Origin of the sequence: Idiomarina ramblicola (genome assembly GCF_003987255.1) — a bacterium.
GTDB lineage: Bacteria > Pseudomonadota > Gammaproteobacteria > Enterobacterales > Alteromonadaceae > Idiomarina > Idiomarina ramblicola.
In genome coordinates this window covers 345,304-361,717 of the sequence record NZ_PIQC01000004.1, presented here as the reverse complement: position 1 = coordinate 361,717, position 16,414 = coordinate 345,304, and the positions used below count along the sequence as shown (strand labels likewise).

The window sequence follows — 16,414 nt, the reverse complement described above, 5'->3', positions numbered from 1 at the left end:
TTTTTTTGCTGACTGCGTAAAGTTTCGGCAACACGCTGCTTTTCTCGCCAAACAAAGGCCAAACATGACCTCTTATTCTCTATCTGCTATAAAGGTTGTAACAGCTTTTAACTCAGGAGCACACTTATGGCAGATATCCGCAGTTACTGTGAATATGAACCCGTTATTGGAGAGCGCGTTTATTTAGACCCCAGCTCGGTCATTGTCGGTAATATCACAATAGGCGATGACAGCAGTGTCTGGCCTATGGTCTCAGCAAGAGGCGACGTTAACCGTATTACGATTGGTAAACGCAGCAACATTCAGGATGGAACCGTTCTTCATGTTACGCGTAAATCCAGCACCAACCCTGAAGGTCATCCCTTAGTTATTGGTGATGAAGTTACCGTAGGCCACCATTGTATGTTGCATGGTTGCAAACTGGGTAACCGCATATTGGTCGGCATGTCAGCCGTTATAATGGATGATGTCGTCATAGAAGATGATGTCATTATTGGCGCTGGTAGTCTGGTTCCTCCGGGCAAACGCTTAGAAAGTGGTTACTTATATGTCGGCAGCCCGGCCGAAAAGAAAAGACGCCTTAATAGTGGTGAGACCACCTTTTTAAGCCAGTCGGCACAAAACTACGTGGATTTGAAAGATGATTACCTTTTACAGGTGAGCCCGGTTTCCTAAACTAGTGAAAACGCCGACTTTCTAATCGAGAGAAGCTCAACAGGCCGGATAAGTCCTTTAGCCGGCCTGCAATAACATGTACGACACCGTCATGAATTTCGACGATGCCTTTTACCCAAAGTAAATTGCTGGTCAGAAAACACTGTCGGAATTGGCGGGCGGTATGCGCCCAAACCACCACATTGCTGTTACCACTTTCATCTTCCAGCGTTAAAAAGGTGACACCACTACGAGTTCCCGGACGCTGACGGCAAGTAACCAGGCCCGCCAGAGTGAGTACCTGTCCTGATCGGCAAGTCATCAGGTCGCTGGCCATGACGCAGTTTTTTAATTCTGGGTTATTCCTCAGTAAGGCTAATGGATGACGACCGAGCGTCAGGCCTGTCGATTCGTAATCCGCTTTTATATTGTCAGGCTCGTCAGGCGCTGCCAATTGCCGGGCAGGGCGATCCTTAACATTCGCAAACAATGGCATTTGCTGATCACTTATAGACAAACTTTGCCAATGCGCCTGATACCGGTGCCCTGCGATGCTCTGCAAGGCATCAGCACGGGCGAGGGCGTTGATATCGGAGTCTCGTAATCCGCTTTGTCGCAATTCGTGCAGACTAGTGAAACCTTCTTCCGGCCTTTGTTTCAACGTATATTTTATTCTGGTTTCAGATATCCCCTGAATTTGCCTTAAGCCCATGCGAACAGTCTCACCAGAGCTCGCTTCTTCGTTCGGTAGCCAGTTGTAGTTCCAGTCACTCACATTAATGTCCGCGGGCAGAAACCCTACGTTGTGGCGCTTCGCATCCTGCACTAACTGAGATGCCGAATAAAAACCCATAGGCAAACTATTAAGCAACCCCACATAAAAAGCGGCCGGGTGGTAAGTCTTAAACCAGGCAGACACATAAGCCAGCTTAGCAAAACTCGCCGAATGCGACTCGGGAAAACCATATTGCCCAAAACCACAGATTTGTCTGAACAACCGCACGGCAAATTCCTGCTGATAGCCACGCTCCAGCATGCCGTTGATCAGTTTGTCCTCAAAACGGATTAAGTGCCCGTTCTGCCCCCACGACGCCATAGCCCGGCGAAGCTGATCGGCCTCACCACCACTAAAACCAGCAGCGACCATAGCCAACTTGATAACCTGCTCCTGAAAAATGGGCACGCCCAGCGTCCTTTCTAATACCGACTTTACTTCGTCGCTAGGGTAATCAACCTCTTCCAACCCAGCCCGACGCCGCAAAAAAGGATGCACCATGTCACCTTGTATGGGCCCTGGGCGGACTATCGCAATTTGAATCACCAAGTCATAGAAGGTTTTGGGTTTTAAGCGCGGCAACATATTCATTTGGGCACGGGACTCTATTTGGAAAATCCCCATGGAATCGGCGGTGTGCAACTGTTGGTAAACCCGACTGTCTTCCTGTGGAATGGTTGCCATGGTGAGCTGCTGGTCATAGCGTGAATTAATAAGCGCCAGCATTTTTCGTAACGCGGTGAGCATACCCAACGCCAGTACGTCCACCTTCAGTAACCCCAGACTTTCGAGATCGGTCTTGTCCCACTGAATGACGGTTCTGTCTGCCATTGATGCATTTTCTACCGGCACCAGCCGTGACAAATCATCGGCAGCGATGACAAAGCCACCAACATGCTGAGACAAATGCCGGGGCGTGCCCATCAATTGCCCGGTAAAATGTAAAAGATGGCGACCTCGTACCGAGCCGGCAACTTCCGGGTGCTGCTGGGCTAGCTGTTGCTGCCAGCTTTGTTCTTTGTCACGCGGATCTAAATTGCTACGGTAATACTGCAGTTGCTGTTCACTAAAACCCAAAGCTTTACCCACATCACGAAAAGCACTTTTAAAACGATAGGTAATGACCGTTGCCGCCAGAGCAGCACGCTGCCTGCCATATTTTCGGTAAATGTACTGAATGACTTCTTCACGGCGCTCGTGCTCAAAGTCCACATCGATATCCGGCGGCTCGTTTCTCTCCTTAGAAATGAACCGTTCAAACAATACCTGAATTTGCGCTGGGTCAACTGAGGTAATGCCCAGGCAATAACAGACAACGGAGTTGGCTGCCGAACCACGCCCCTGAAATAAGATGCCTTGTTCACGGGCAAAGCGAACTAAATCGTGAATGGTTAAAAAGAAGGGTTCGTATTGTTGTTCCTTTATTAATTTCAACTCTTTCAGATACAGCTCCCGTACAGAAGCAGGCACACCCTCCGGATAACGCCATTGCGCGCCTTGCTCTGTCAACTGCTTCAAATAGCCTGAAGCACTTATGCCTGCCGGGACCAGCTCAGCCGGGTATTCGTAACGAAGTTCTGATAAACAGAACTGGCATTGCTCAGCAATAACCAGGCTTTCTGCTAACCACTGTTGCGGGTAGCACTGCTGTAGTTCACTTAGGCTTCGCAGGTGATGTTCTGCGTTGTTACTGGCTAACCCCGGCTGATGTATTAACGAGCCTCCCTGCTGAATCGCGTTCAGAATATCGTATAACGGTTGTTGTTCGACATTCGCCATCCGGGCACCACCAGCACAGGTAACCTTCACTTTGATTGCCTGTTGCAACTCGGACATGGCCTGAAAAATGCGTTCATCGTCAGCCTGATAATGGCGCTCGTATAACAACCAAAAGCGCTGTTGCCATACCGACTTCAGCTTTTCACCAATGGCCATGAGCTGGGCTTGTTCAAAGTCAGGCTGCCAGAGCAACAGGCATTGAGAAAGCCCGTAAAAGAAGTCATCAACATTCGCCTGGTAGTCCCCCTTTTCACTGCGGCTGCGACACAAGGTGATTTTCTTGCAAAGCTGTGCATAGGCTTCACGGGTTGGGGCGAGCACAATCAGAGTTCCCACCTCAGTCACCCGAAACTCACTACCCACAATGAGTTTAATAGCCCGCGTTTTTGACTCCTGATAGGCTTTTACAATGCCGGCAACCGAACATTCGTCGGTTAGTGCAATAGCGGTATACCCCAGCTCATCCGCTCGCGTGATCAACGCCTCCGGCGAAGCAGCAGAGCGCAAAAAGCTGTAATGGCTCACACTGTGCAGCTCAGCAAAGGACGTTGCATAGAAACCTTTTGACATATCAGCTGAACCACCCCTGTAAATACCACTGTCCGGACTCAAAGTAGAGCCAGCCTATACGCTGAAAATTGTCTTGTGCAATCCAGTAATCCCGGGCCATTTCTCCGGCGTCCCACCATCCACAAACTTTTCGCTCAGGCCCGTGACGTAACGTCCATAAGTCTATAGAAGTTGGTTCTGGAGGGCATAACAGCCAAAGAGGGCGTTTAGATACCGACGATAAGGCCTGAGGCTTTTCACCTACGGGACGGGGAAACTCGTTACTCCCTGGGCGGGGATCATCGCTCATTGCAGGAGAAAACACTGCATGGCTGCCGAGTTTCGCCTGCAACTGGCCAACAAGCTGCAGCGTTTCATGTCGGTGCTGCCGGGCTCCGAAGAAGTGATCATTATGCTGCTCAGAACGCAGCAACTCATTAGCCAGCAGCCTAATTTCTATCACCGGCTCCGGCAACGGGATAGATTCCATTTTCAATTGCAGTAAAGACAAAAAGTTCTGTCCCCGCCAACCTGGCTCTGCTAAGGCAGCGGGGATAACAGAAGGGGTCTCATTGCGGTGGAGCAGCTCAACCTTCACTTGCTGCACCACTTTTTGACGTTGATAGAGAAAGTCTTCCAATTCACCAAACAACCGCTTCAGAGGAAACAGCAAACCTTGCCAATGAGGAATTTCTGTCACCAAATCCAGACTTTGTTGAAAGTTTTCTGGTGGCATAAAAAAGTCATAACTTTGCTGACGGCGGCCCTGAAGCTCCTCCAGATAGAACTGTGTCTCCAGACCCAGTTGGCGACCAACTTCTGCCCCGGGTAATTGCATCAGCTCAACCAATTGGCGAAAGCCAGCCGCTTTACAATGCTTCTGCACTTTTGCGCTTAAACCGGCGGCGCTAATGGGTAACTGCTCCAGCTGCTCAGGAGCGTCTTCCGGATTTAACGAAACCGAGCGACTGTGTTCAGCAAGTACCCGTGCGGCTATGGGGTTATCCGCAACAGCCAGTTGAACGGTGACCGGTAATGCCCGGACTTCACGCGACAAGACCTCTAACGCCGCGTTAAACCCACCATACAATTGACTCAAACTGCTTAACTCAATTGCGATACCTTTAGAAGAATACAAAACCAACTTAGCAGCCCATTGATACAGTCGGGTAGCCACTTGCTGCAGCACTTGTTGCTCACGCTCTGCTCTATACTCAGCCAGTTGCAGCTGCTCGCAAAGCGATATTGCCATAACCGTCTGGATTGACGGCTTAACTCCGGCTTCCCGCGCCTTAGCATTGCACTGCACAATAACAGACTGACTGCCCTGCAACTGATAAAACGCCAATGGCAGGGTATTGGTGTCCGGCTGTAGGCGCACCCGGTTATCCAGCAGTAGTTGTGGAAAGTGACAGTACAACCACATCAGTTAAGAACAACATTTTCCAGTGGCCAGCCGACTTTACGCTTCAATAAGTCCAGCGTGATACCGGTTTCGGAAAGCTTTAAGCGTAAGCGGTTCGAATACGCCCGGGCTTCCTCGTTGAGAGCCGGTTCAGTCAATACCACACCCATTTGTCCGGTTTGAGCTGCTTTATGCCAACGCCGTACACATTGAGCTGTCGTTACTTTTTGCCCAAACCACCCCAAAGCCAGTGCATTTTTTGTTTGCAGCACTTGCTCGAATGCCCAGGCGGCTTTCTCAGGATGGGTCTGGATAACCACCTGCATGGATTCATGCAAACCATAATGATGTAAGCCCGCGGCCGACAACCAGGCCGGCGGGTTTATCCAGAAAACAGATTGCTTTTGCCGTACCGCCTGCTGTACCAGAGGCAATAATAACGCTTGTTCCGAAAAGGCCGTTTGCAACTGCCATTCATGCACCCCGGGGTATTGCCAGCCGCCGCCAAGCGCTTTGTCCAACGACCGGAAACCTGTACAAAGTACAGCTGTCCGGCTATCTGTGACCTGACCATGCCAAATAAGACCTTGCTGCATAAGGGCCTGAAGCTGTGTCTGCATAAAACCTCCGATACTGTACATATATACAGTATCATTAATTTTTACTGGTTAGCAACAGACATCATTCCTGGCTTCAGTTATCATTTATCTCATTGTTTATGATTAGGACAGGGCAACATGCTGGCATCGATATTGATTCCCTTCAGAGTGGTGATTAACTTTTTATGGGGACTGATCACCACCGCTATTATTGGCGGCTCGATTATTGGTGTGGGTATCTTTAAAGTTTTACTGCCATTTAAAACGCCTCAACGCATCTGTTCCCAACTGGGAAATGCCTTATTCAGGCTTTGGGCCTACTGCATGTCGATGATGTTTCAACTGACGCAGCGCATGCAATGGCATATAAAAGGTGACCTTGATATCCATGAAAACGGCTGGTACATGGTCATGGCAAACCACCGTAGCTGGGTCGATGTACTGGTATTAATGCATCTGACCCGCCGCCATATGCCCATGCCACGCTTCTTTCTAAAATCACAGCTTATGTGGGTACCTATTATCGGCTGGGGCTGCTGGGTACTGGATATGCCTTTTATGAAACGCTACTCAAAAGAGTTGCTGGAGAAAAAACCGCACTTAAAAGGCAAAGATATTGCGACAACAACGCGCTCCTGTGCAAAATTTCGCCACATTCCTACAACCGTGGTGAATTTCTGTGAAGGTACTCGCTTTACTCCAGAAAAACATAAGAAGAAACAAAGCCCTTTTCGTAATCTTCTGCCCCCCAAGGCCGGTGGTACCGCCTTTTCTTTACAAATTATGGGAGGCCAGTTTGAAGCCATTCTGGACATTACCATTGTTTATCCAGGTAATGATAAACGCCCGGTGGTTTGGCATTTATTAAGCGGTCAGTTGAAAAACGTCTATGTTGATATACAGACATTGCCTATTACCGATGATTTAATAGGCGACTATGCCAGCGATGACGTTTTCAGGGCTCATTTTCAGCAATGGCTGAATCAGCGCTGGCAGGAAAAAGATCAAACCATTGACGAGATGCGTAAAGAAATTCACAGCACCCGCTAAGGGAGTTTTATAATGAACTTTGAGTTCGTAAAAGAATGGCTAGAAAAGCTCGGCATTGAAGGGAAGTTACCACAGCTTGATCTAATTGTTAGTTCATTACTGGTTTTAATTGGCTGTTACCTAGCCTATGCCGTAGCCCGTTGGCTTATCGACCATGCCATTGACCGATTGCTGAGTAGAGCGCCTGAGCGTTGGTATAAAGCATTAGTTAACAGTGGCTTTTTCAAGCGCTGCGCTAACCTGGCGCCAATTATTGTCATTCACAGCTTCATCCCTATTCTGTTCATCGATGACTTTGAGAGTTGGCAATCGCCACTGCGCACCGTTATTGGTGTCTATTTAACCTGGGTTATTACCAGTATTCTCACCGCTTTGGCCAACGTCATATCTATTGCCTACGACTACTCTTATAAAGCTCGTGAGGTACCTATTACCGGTGTCATACAGGTAGCAAAACTGGTTCTGGTATTAATGGCCATTATCATTACCATCGCCATTATTATGAACAAATCTCCTATGTATCTACTGAGTGGTTTCGGTGCAATGACAGCCATTCTCATGGTGGTTTTCAGGGACACTTTAATGGGATTTGTAGCCGGAGTACAACTGGCGGCCAACCGCATGGTTGCCATCGGTGACTGGATTGAACTGAGCGATCACGGCGTTGATGGTACGGTTCAGGAAGTCGGCCTAATTTCTGTGAAAGTCGAAAACTGGGATAAAACCATTGTTTTCTTACCCACTTATGTGTTGATTCACGAATCGTTTAAAAACTGGCAAGGGATGATTAATACCGGGGGCCGGCGCATGCGCCGTTCCTTAATGATAGATCTGGACAGCTCCAGACTGCTGTCTGATGAGGAGCTGGAAGAGGTTGCTAAAAAACACTTTAGTCAATCCGCAGAGGGCTGGCTAAAAGAAAATGAACTGCAAAAACCAGTGAGTAACTTAACCGTATTTCGTGTATTTGCTAATAACTATCTGGGAAATCATGAGCAGGTAAGGGAAGACCTCCTGCATATGGTACGTCTGATGCAGCCAACAGCCGCTGGTATACCATTGGAAATTTATGCGTTCGCTAAAGAAACAGAATGGACAAAATATGAGTCAATACAGAGCTCTATTCTGGAGTATTTATACAGTGTTATGGCAGACTTTGGACTGGAAAACTATCAGTATTTAAATAACAACCAGGCCTTCTCCCAGCAAAGTGGAGAAGGCGCTTATTGTCAGTATAAACCGGAATCCTGAGTTATTTCTCTAACAGGTAACCAGCCAGTTCAGAGAAGTCTTCAAGAAAATTGTCGCTGTCACGGAAACCCTGTGGCAGCATTTGATACTTACCGTTTACGATAAAGGTCGGTGTTGCGTTAACCCCTAAATTACTGGCCCGGCGGTCCATTTTAGCGGCGGCAGCGCGAACGCTGAAGCTGGCCATGGCTTTATCAAACTCATCGCCGGAAACATCGTTCACAATAAACACATTACGAATGTCTTCTTTGCTGGTCAGCATACTATTTTTATTGAAGTTATAATCAAAAATAGCCGCGGCAAGTTCTTCTTCTTTATCCAGTTTTTGCGCAACTACAAAGGCTTGAGTCATCGTCTCACCGACATTACCGCGCGGGCTGATAAACGACACATGCGCCTTTTTAAAGGCGTCTGGATATTCTGATTTCATTTCTTTTGCGATAGGTTCAAACCGATAGCAATGAACACAGTAAAATGAGAAGAATTCTGTGATCTCCGGCTTACTGGTTGCTTCGTCGGCTATCACTTCGTAATGAACCCCTTCTTCAAAATCCTGAGCCTGAGCAAAACCTGCTGCTACCATTAATGCTCCGGCAAAACCCATTAACCACTTTTTCATTGTCATTTCCTATTATCTGTTAACGCTATCCGTTAAAACCAAGGTTCAGCGGCGCTTCATCCAGCCCCGCCAATTGTTCTTTCAATGCCAGAATCTGCTGTTCCCAATAACGGCTTTCTGCAAACCAGGGGAACGCTCTTTGAAAAGCACTATCTTGCCACCTGCGTGATAACCATGCCATATATTGAATGATTCTGAAACTGCGCAAAGGTTCAATTAATATCAACTGAGCAGTATCAAATTCGCAAAAGTCTTCGTAGCCAGTGAGCAGTGCATCCATCTGTAATGTCTGTTCCTGATGTGGACCATTCAGCATCATCCATAAGTCCTGCACTGCAGGCCCTGAGCGACAATCATCAAAGTCGACGAAGGTCAGCTTTTCCTCATACTGCAAAATATTACCTATATGACAGTCGCCATGCAGACGCTGATAATCAAAGTCCTGCAGAGGGGTAGAACGCAAACGTTCACTTAAGGGATCCAGAATGGCGAAAAAAGCGTCTTTTAGCTCTGGGGGCAATAACGCGGACTGTCGTAATTCGGCTACCGACTGCTCGACAAAGCCGTCATAGTCGATGGTTTCCCGAACTTTGAACTTGCCGGCCTGAGCCACCGCATGCATACGTCCAATTTGACGTCCCAAACGCTCAAGCTCGTCCAAATCATTGGGTTCAAACGCCCGCCCGCCAATACTGGAGTAAACGCAAAAGCGATAGCCTTCAAACTCATGCAGTCGTTTACCCTGCAGCAGTAACGCAGACACTGCCGGCACCTCAGCTTGCGCCAGCTCCTCAACAAACTCAAGCTCTTCTTCAATCTGCTCTGTGTGCCAGCGCTGCGGTCGATAGAATTTTGCCACATAGCGTTTGCGATCATCATCAGCAAACTGATAGACCCGGTTTTCATAGCTATTCAGTGCCAGCAAACCCGAAGCGGGATACAAGCCGACACTTTCTAAAGCATTAACAACGAGATCCGGTGTCAGCCCCTGAAAAGCAAAGTCTGACGCGTTCTCTGTAAGATTACTCATATAAAAAGCGGCTCTGATGCGTATTAGTTATATCCGCATTATCAACCGCTGTTACCACGAAGTAAAACTCTGTCACCTGTTCTTTCAATAAAGAGGGCGGAACTGCTACCGTTACCGGCAATGTGCCAACCTCACCGGCAGAAACCTGTTTAGTGGAATCACCAATCAGTTCGAACTCTTCAAACCCCTTGACCTCTATACGGTAAGTCACGTCCTGCTGCGACTTATTTACCAGCTTTAAAGTAAAGACATTTTCAATTTGGCCTTCAATATTTTCTCTGAACAGCTGATTCCGGTCCCGTAATACATCCACTTCCAGAGGGACCCGACTGACAATATCCCAGACCAATACCGCACTGACCGCCAGCACCATAATAAAGTAGCCTATGCTTTTCATTCGCCACGGGTTGGTCTTGTCTTTTTTGTCTTTGGCCGCCAGGTTACGCTCGGTGGTAAAGCGAATCAGTCCTTTTGGATAGTTCATCTTATCCATAACATCATTACAGGCATCAATGCAGGCACCACAATCAATACATTCATACTGCAAGCCATTACGAATATCGATACCGGTCGGGCACACCTGTACACACATATAGCAGTCAATGCAGTGACCTAAGCCCTTCTCAGCCGGATCGGCCTTGCGTGCACGAGGCCCGCGTGGCTCTCCTCGCTCTGCGTCATACGACACCGTGTAAGTATCTTTATCAAACATAGCCGACTGGAAGCGGGCGTATGGACACATGTGCGTACACATGATTTCCCGCATATAACCAGCATTACCATAGGTACAGAAGGCGAAGAAAAGAACGCTGAACGTTGCCCAGAAGCCGGCGTCCAGGGTAAAGAAGGTCAGAAACAATTCACGCACATCGGTGAAATAGCCGACAAAGCTCATCGACGTTAATAAGGCCACCAACACCCAACTAACTTGTTTACCCGTTTTACGCCAGAACTTATCGAAGTCCATTTTGCGCTCATCCAGCTTAATGCGCTTGTTGCGGGGACCCTCAAACTTTTTCTCGAACCACATGAAAATGAACGTCCAAGTGGTTTGTGGGCACATAAAACCGCACCAGACCCGGCCAAAAATGGTCGTCACAAAAAATAGAGCAACAGCGGCCACAATGGCAAACCAGGCAACAACAGTGAAGTCCTGAGGCCAAAGCGTTAAACCATAGATACGGAAACGCTGCTCCATAATGTCGAGCAGCACCGCCTGCTCACCTTGATAAGTGAGCCAGGGAATAAGCGCAAATACAGCGAGAAGAAGAAAGCCAAAGCCACGTCGGAAGTACTCCATCGCACCTTTAATGTCGCGCACATAAATGCGGCTACGAGGGGAATAGTTATTGTTGTGCTTTTGTCCGTCCGGACGGTGAATTTTGACCTTATCCGCAGACTGAACCGTTATCTTTTGTTCCATGAACAATACCACTTAGTATCACGGCGAGGTGCGCACAGTATAACGGATCCGAACTGTTTGCGCAGCTCACTGAGCTGAATCAATAATACAATCAAAAAGTATGTTACAACCGGCCTCCACATCGTGCCAGTGCGACCACTCATCGGGAGCGTGACTGACCCCGTTGACAGAAGGGATGAAAATAAGCCCGGACTCTGTAATTTCAGTAAAAAACTGCGCGTCGTGCCCAGCCCCACTAGGCATTTTCAGACACGAATACTTTCTTGCTTTTGCCTTCTCTTCTATCTGTTTTGTCAACTTCACTGAACACGCCTGAGGGTTTAACCAGCTCACTTGTTCATACTCAAACTTTAAGCGGTGTTTACGGGCAATGGCGGACAGTGCTTTATTACAAGAATCAGCAAGCTCTTTCATCACATCCGGGCTCATATCACGACCGACAATTGTAAATACGGCTTCTCCGGGTACGGTGTGCGGGCTGCCCGGTTTTAAATCCACTTTCCCCACAGTAATACGTGTTTTTTCTGTGCCGTCTTCGGCGATAATGCGCTCGATTTCATGCGCAAAGTCTGCCAGCCCCATAAAGGCGTCACTGCGCATATGCATCGGTGCCGTACCAGCGTGATCGGCTTTACCTTTTAAGTGCACTATCCATTTAAAGACACCAGAAATGCCCTCTACCGCACCAATGGTAATGTCCTTTTGGAACAACACCGGACCTTGCTCTATGTGCAGTTCATAAAACGCTTTCAATCGCTCTGGTGGCCAGGCTGCATCCAGCGCATCCATCACACTCATGCCATGAGCAGCCATAGCGTCTTTCAGGTACACATTGTCGGCATCGTGAGCTGACATAAGCCAATCTGGGTTCAGTACGCCGGCAATCGCCTGCGACCCCATCATACCACCGAATCGACCTTCTTCTTCTGCGGTACCGACCACCCATACAGGATGCCTTAATTTAATGTCGTTTTCTTTGATCGAGCGCAAAACTTCGAACCCGGCCAGAACGCCCAAAGCGCCATCAAAAATACCACCCGCCGGAACCGTATCTAAATGAGAGCCGGTAAGGACAGCCGGTTTTTTAAGATAGTCGCCCAGACCAAAAAATACATTACCCGCACCATCCATAAAGGTTTCAAAACCTTCGGCTTTAGCCTGTTCCATCATCCAGCGGCGGGCTTCCATATCAGCATCGGTAAAGCCCCAACGGTACACACCATGATCGGTTTCGTTATAACCAATCTTAGACAGTTCAAGCACCGATTTTTTTAAACGATCTGAATTAATACTCAGCATAGTACCTCCTTAGCTTCTGTTATAAGCGTAGGACATAAACTACAGAGCAACAAAAAGGCACTCATAAAAAAGCCCGCACCAAAAGGCGCGGGCAAAGGTTGCACGGGGCTAAGGGGAGCCCCTAGAGGGTTACGACAGTTTGCGTGCAGTTAAGGCTGCATTAAGTACCGCCGCCAACTTAATTGACGATTGAATCGCTTGCGCTGAAACATCATGTTTCAGCAAGGTTTGAACGTGCGAATCAATACACATGCCACAACCGTTCAGTGCCGATACTGCCAATGAGAACAACTCAAAGTCAGCTTTATCCACACCCGGATTAGCCATCGCGTTCATGCGGAGCCCCGCAGGAAGCTTAGAAAACTGTTTATCGCTCGATAAATGCAAGAAGCGATAATAAACGTTATTCATTGCCATTAAAGACGCCGCTGTTTTTGCTGCTGTCTTAACGTTATCTTCAATTTTGCCCTCGGCTTCTTCTTCCACTGCCTGGGTCAGCTCGTCGTCCGACAAGGTGTAAACCAGAGAAAGCGCTGTGCCATAGAACTGGTCGTTGGTTAAACCTGACTGCTCAACATTTGAGAACAAGCTCGACAGGTTAAGCTTGGTGTCTTTACTGTGATCACCCAATAACTGCTTGTAGTCTGCAATTGCCATTCTTTACTCCTGAAATCCTCTGAAAGTGCGGAACAGGCGCCGATGGCAATACCATCAGCGCTTAGTTTAAGGAAGTAACCACCAATTAAAGGGTGTCGCCGCCCAATGCACGGTTACAAGGGCACAGTTCATCGGTCTGCAAACCATCTAAAATACGAACGATTTCTGCCGGGTTACGACCCACGTTCAGGTTGTTTACCGATACGTGCTGGATAACGTTGTGCGGGTCAACGATGAAGGTCGCACGCAGAGCAACATTCTCAGCTTTGTCACGAACACCTAACCCGTCGACCAAAGAACCGTCGTCAGCAAAAGAATACTGGTTCAGGCGGTCAAGGTCAGGGTGCTCACGGCGCCATGCCAACTTCACAAATTCGTTATCGGTGCTGCCGCCCATAACAACCGCGTCGCGGTCAGCAAAATCTTCGTTCAGTTTTGCGAACTCAACAATTTCAGTTGGGCAAACAAAAGTGAAGTCTTTCGGGTAGAAGAAAATGATTTTCCACTTACCTTCAAAGCTGTTGTTGTCGATAGTTTCAAAAGCGCTTTCGCCATTCTCTTCCGGCATATTGAACTTAGGTTTTGCCGCAATAACGCTGAATTCTGGTAGTTTATCGCCTACTGTTAACATAAATGGTCTCCTTGATTGGGATTTAAAATGTTTCGTTCCTTAACGAGTCGAGAGCTAGTGTACGGACGGAGACAAATTGGATAAAACGAATAAAACGAATTATGATAATCGAAAATACCAATTAAAAATGCGACGGGTGCCCCATGAGTAAATTGCCAAGTCTGAAAAACCTAAGCTACCTGCTGGCGCTGCATCAGGAACAAAACTTTAATCGCGCGGCGGCCGAATGCAATGTCAGCCAGTCGACGTTAAGCAGTGGCATTCAAAATCTGGAAGAGCAACTGGATTGCCAGCTTATTGAGCGTGACCATAAGTCCTTTCTTTTTACCGCCTTAGGCGAAGAGGTTGTGGAGAAAGCGCGGGACATTATCAGCGCCTCAGAAGAGTTACTCCATTATGCTCAGGGGCAGGGTAATATTATGGAAGGCCCATTAAGACTGGGCATTATTCCCACCATAGCCCCTTTTGTGATTGGAGAGCTCAGTAAAAACTTACAAGACAAGTTTCCTAAATTGCTGCTGCAACTCTCCGAAGACACAACCCAGAATTTGTTACACCGTTTACGTAACGGCGAACTGGATATTCTACTGCTGGCACTACCTATGGACATACAAGGAAATCAGAAGTGGATACTGGGCAGAGACCCATTCAAACTGGTTCTGCATAAAGATCTGGCAGAAACTGTCGGCGAACCGGTTGACTACGACAAACTGCCCGATCGCAGTATCTTCCTACTGGAAAAAGAGCACTGCATGACTGGTCACGCGGTAGCCGCCTGCCAGCTTACTGACTCAATAAAGATGAACCCCTTTACAGCCACTAGCTTGCACAGCCTGGTACAAATGGCCGACGCGAGGTTAGGCGCGACTTTTGTTCCGCAAATGGCGATAGATCAGGGTATTCTGGAAAACACCGCTCTTGTTTCATTAAAGCCAACAGGCCAGGAGGCCTCCCGCGATATTGGTCTGGTTTACCGGCCAACCACCAGCCGCCGGCAAACCTTCCGTAAAGTCGCAGAAGAAATTGCCCGCCTGTTGCCGGTTAACACACTTAATTAACGTCGTCTGGCTGGCGGTAGCGGATAACGTTCCGCCAGACTAATGCTTTCCCCATCCGGCTTAATGACCCGCGCGTGGCGACGGTTTAACCGCCGTGGATCGGTGACACCACAAGAGTGCGCAATAATATTGACGCCATATTCCATGTATTTGTGATAGTTAGCCGCACGTACCGACTTATCCTCCGGATCCAGCCCCCTCATTAACTTAGGATCATCCGTTGTTACGCCGGTTGGACAAGTGTTCTTGTTACACTGCATAGCCTGAATACAACCCAATGAAAACATAAAGCCCCGTGCCGAGGTCACAAAATCGGCACCCATAGCAATGGCCCAGGCCACATCGGCTGGTGTAATCATTTTGCCAGAGACAATCACTCGGATACGCCCGTGGAGTCCAGCTTCAGTTAATTTATCAATCAATATCGGCAGACTTTCGGTGACTTTTAGACCCACGTAATCCATTAACGGTTGAGGCGCGGCACCCGTTCCTCCGTCGGCGCTATCCAGCGTAATAAAGTCAGGAGCATATTCTTCACCACGGGCCAAAATACAGTCTATCAGTTCGTCTATCCAGGATGGGTCGCCCATAACAAACTTAAAGCCCGTCGGCTTACCGGTTATTTTTCGTACCTTGGTAACAAAGTCGAGCAACTCTTCATTATTGCTAATTTCCGGATGACGGTTGGGACTTATGGCGTCTTCACCTTCTACGATGCCTCGAATTTTAGCAATTTCACTATTGACCTTAACGCCGGGCAGAATCCCCCCTTTACCCGGTTTTGCGCCCTGACTTAGCTTAATTTCAAACATTTTCACGTTGTCGTGACGTCCCAACTCGGCTAATCGTTCTTCGTCTAACTTGCCCTCTTTATCACGAACCCCAAACTTCGCCGTACCCATTTGAAAAACAATGTCGCAGTGCCCCATTAAGTGATAAGGCGATAAACCGCCTTCGCCCGTGTTCAACCAGCAACCCGCTTTTGCAGCGCCCTGTGACAAAGACTTAACCGCAACGGGTGATAACGCACCGTAGCTCATTCCGGAGATATGAAAATACGACACCGGAGAATAAGGCGTCTGGCAATAAGGCCCTATAATAATGGCCTCAGGAGAGGTTGCCTGCTCAGCCATGGGCGGGTAAGGCGCGTTACTGAAAATAATGGTTCCAGTACGACTTAAGTCGCGCGTTGAACCAAAGGCAACGTTACGGTCAGCGTTCTTGGCTGCCCGGTACACCCAACTACGCTGAGCCCGGTTAAACGGCATCTCTTCGCGATCCATAGCAAAGAAGTACTGACGCATGAACTCGCCCATGCGTTCGAACATATAGCGGAAACGCCCAATCACAGGGTAGTTATGGCGGATGGTATGCCGATTTTGGGTTCTGTCGACAACATACATGACGCCGACAGAAACGACCAACGCAATAATGACCAATACAAAAGTGGCCGCTAACCACTGTGCTAAGACAAGTAACGAGTCCGTGCTAAATACGTTGCCGCTCATGGGTACCCAATACATTTTAAGTAACTGATATGAGTATTAACGGTCAAAGCGACAAACAGATCAAGCGCAGTGTCATCAAAATTCTGAAGAATGACGTATACTCTAAATAATTCAATAACAAGGAGAG

General features: G+C 48.1%; 14 protein-coding genes. 4 read left to right on the top strand and 10 right to left on the bottom strand.

Annotated elements, in window-relative coordinates; genetic code table 11:
- The first annotated feature begins 126 nt into the window (after nt 1–126).
- The gene (locus CWI78_RS07305; RefSeq protein ID WP_126781691.1) at nt 127–675 is read left to right on the top strand and encodes a gamma carbonic anhydrase family protein; all 549 of its coding nucleotides are present in this window, start codon (nt 127–129) and stop codon (nt 673–675) included.
- 1 nt (nt 676) lies between these two features.
- On the opposite strand, the gene CWI78_RS07300 is transcribed toward CWI78_RS07305, so the two are convergent.
- From CWI78_RS07300 to CWI78_RS07290, 3 genes are read right to left on the bottom strand one after another with little or no spacing between them, the layout of a single operon-like run.
- Complete coding sequence (locus CWI78_RS07300) at nt 677–3,778, bottom strand: error-prone DNA polymerase (RefSeq protein WP_126781689.1); 3,102 nt, start codon at nt 3,776–3,778, stop codon at nt 677–679.
- Nucleotide 3,779: 1 nt separating this feature from the next.
- Nucleotides 3,780–5,183 (bottom strand): Y-family DNA polymerase, encoded by a 1,404-nt coding sequence (locus CWI78_RS07295; RefSeq protein WP_126781687.1) that lies wholly within the window; start codon nt 5,181–5,183, stop codon nt 3,780–3,782.
- A complete protein-coding gene (locus CWI78_RS07290) occupies nt 5,183–5,782 on the bottom strand; it encodes an ImuA family protein (protein ID WP_126781685.1) in 600 nt (199 codons plus the stop codon). The genes CWI78_RS07295 and CWI78_RS07290 overlap by 1 nt, the downstream gene beginning before the upstream one ends.
- A gap of 117 nt (nt 5,783–5,899) precedes the next feature.
- Here CWI78_RS07290 and CWI78_RS07285 point away from each other — a divergent pair, with 117 nt between their 5' ends.
- Entirely contained in the window at nt 5,900–6,811 is a 912-nt protein-coding gene (locus tag CWI78_RS07285; RefSeq protein WP_126781683.1) for an acyltransferase, read from the top strand.
- 12 nt (nt 6,812–6,823) lie between these two features.
- Nucleotides 6,824–8,062: a mechanosensitive ion channel family protein gene (locus CWI78_RS07280; RefSeq protein ID WP_126781681.1), complete on the top strand. Its 1,239-nt coding sequence runs from the start codon at nt 6,824–6,826 to the stop codon at nt 8,060–8,062.
- A gap of 1 nt (nt 8,063) precedes the next feature.
- On the opposite strand, the gene CWI78_RS07275 is transcribed toward CWI78_RS07280, so the two are convergent.
- From CWI78_RS07275 to CWI78_RS07250, 6 genes are all read right to left on the bottom strand, one after another.
- On the bottom strand, nt 8,064–8,681 hold the full coding sequence (locus tag CWI78_RS07275) for a thiol:disulfide interchange protein DsbA/DsbL (RefSeq protein ID WP_126781679.1): 618 nt from the start codon (nt 8,679–8,681) through the stop codon (nt 8,064–8,066).
- A 25-nt stretch (nt 8,682–8,706) separates the two neighbouring features.
- The gene (locus tag CWI78_RS07270; protein WP_126781677.1) at nt 8,707–9,711 is read right to left on the bottom strand and encodes a serine/threonine protein kinase; all 1,005 of its coding nucleotides are present in this window, start codon (nt 9,709–9,711) and stop codon (nt 8,707–8,709) included.
- Nucleotides 9,704–11,134: a cytochrome c oxidase accessory protein CcoG gene (gene ccoG, locus CWI78_RS07265; RefSeq protein ID WP_126781675.1), complete on the bottom strand. Its 1,431-nt coding sequence runs from the start codon at nt 11,132–11,134 to the stop codon at nt 9,704–9,706. The genes CWI78_RS07270 and ccoG overlap by 8 nt, the downstream gene beginning before the upstream one ends.
- 66 nt (nt 11,135–11,200) lie before the next feature.
- A complete protein-coding gene (locus CWI78_RS07260) occupies nt 11,201–12,433 on the bottom strand; it encodes a Zn-dependent hydrolase (protein WP_126781673.1) in 1,233 nt (410 codons plus the stop codon).
- 129 nt (nt 12,434–12,562) lie between these two features.
- Nucleotides 12,563–13,090, bottom strand: coding sequence for a carboxymuconolactone decarboxylase family protein (locus CWI78_RS07255; protein ID WP_126781671.1), 528 nt, complete (start codon nt 13,088–13,090; stop codon nt 12,563–12,565).
- An 85-nt stretch (nt 13,091–13,175) separates the two neighbouring features.
- Nucleotides 13,176–13,721, bottom strand: coding sequence for a peroxiredoxin (locus tag CWI78_RS07250; RefSeq protein WP_011235799.1), 546 nt, complete (start codon nt 13,719–13,721; stop codon nt 13,176–13,178).
- A 143-nt stretch (nt 13,722–13,864) separates the two neighbouring features.
- Between CWI78_RS07250 and CWI78_RS07245 the strand changes: the two genes are divergently transcribed.
- The gene (locus CWI78_RS07245; RefSeq protein WP_126781669.1) at nt 13,865–14,779 is read left to right on the top strand and encodes a hydrogen peroxide-inducible genes activator; all 915 of its coding nucleotides are present in this window, start codon (nt 13,865–13,867) and stop codon (nt 14,777–14,779) included.
- Here the strand turns inward: CWI78_RS07245 and CWI78_RS07240 are convergent.
- Complete coding sequence (locus CWI78_RS07240) at nt 14,776–16,287, bottom strand: FMN-binding glutamate synthase family protein (protein ID WP_126781667.1); 1,512 nt, start codon at nt 16,285–16,287, stop codon at nt 14,776–14,778. The genes CWI78_RS07245 and CWI78_RS07240 overlap by 4 nt on opposite strands.
- Between the last annotated feature and the right edge of the window lie 127 nt (nt 16,288–16,414).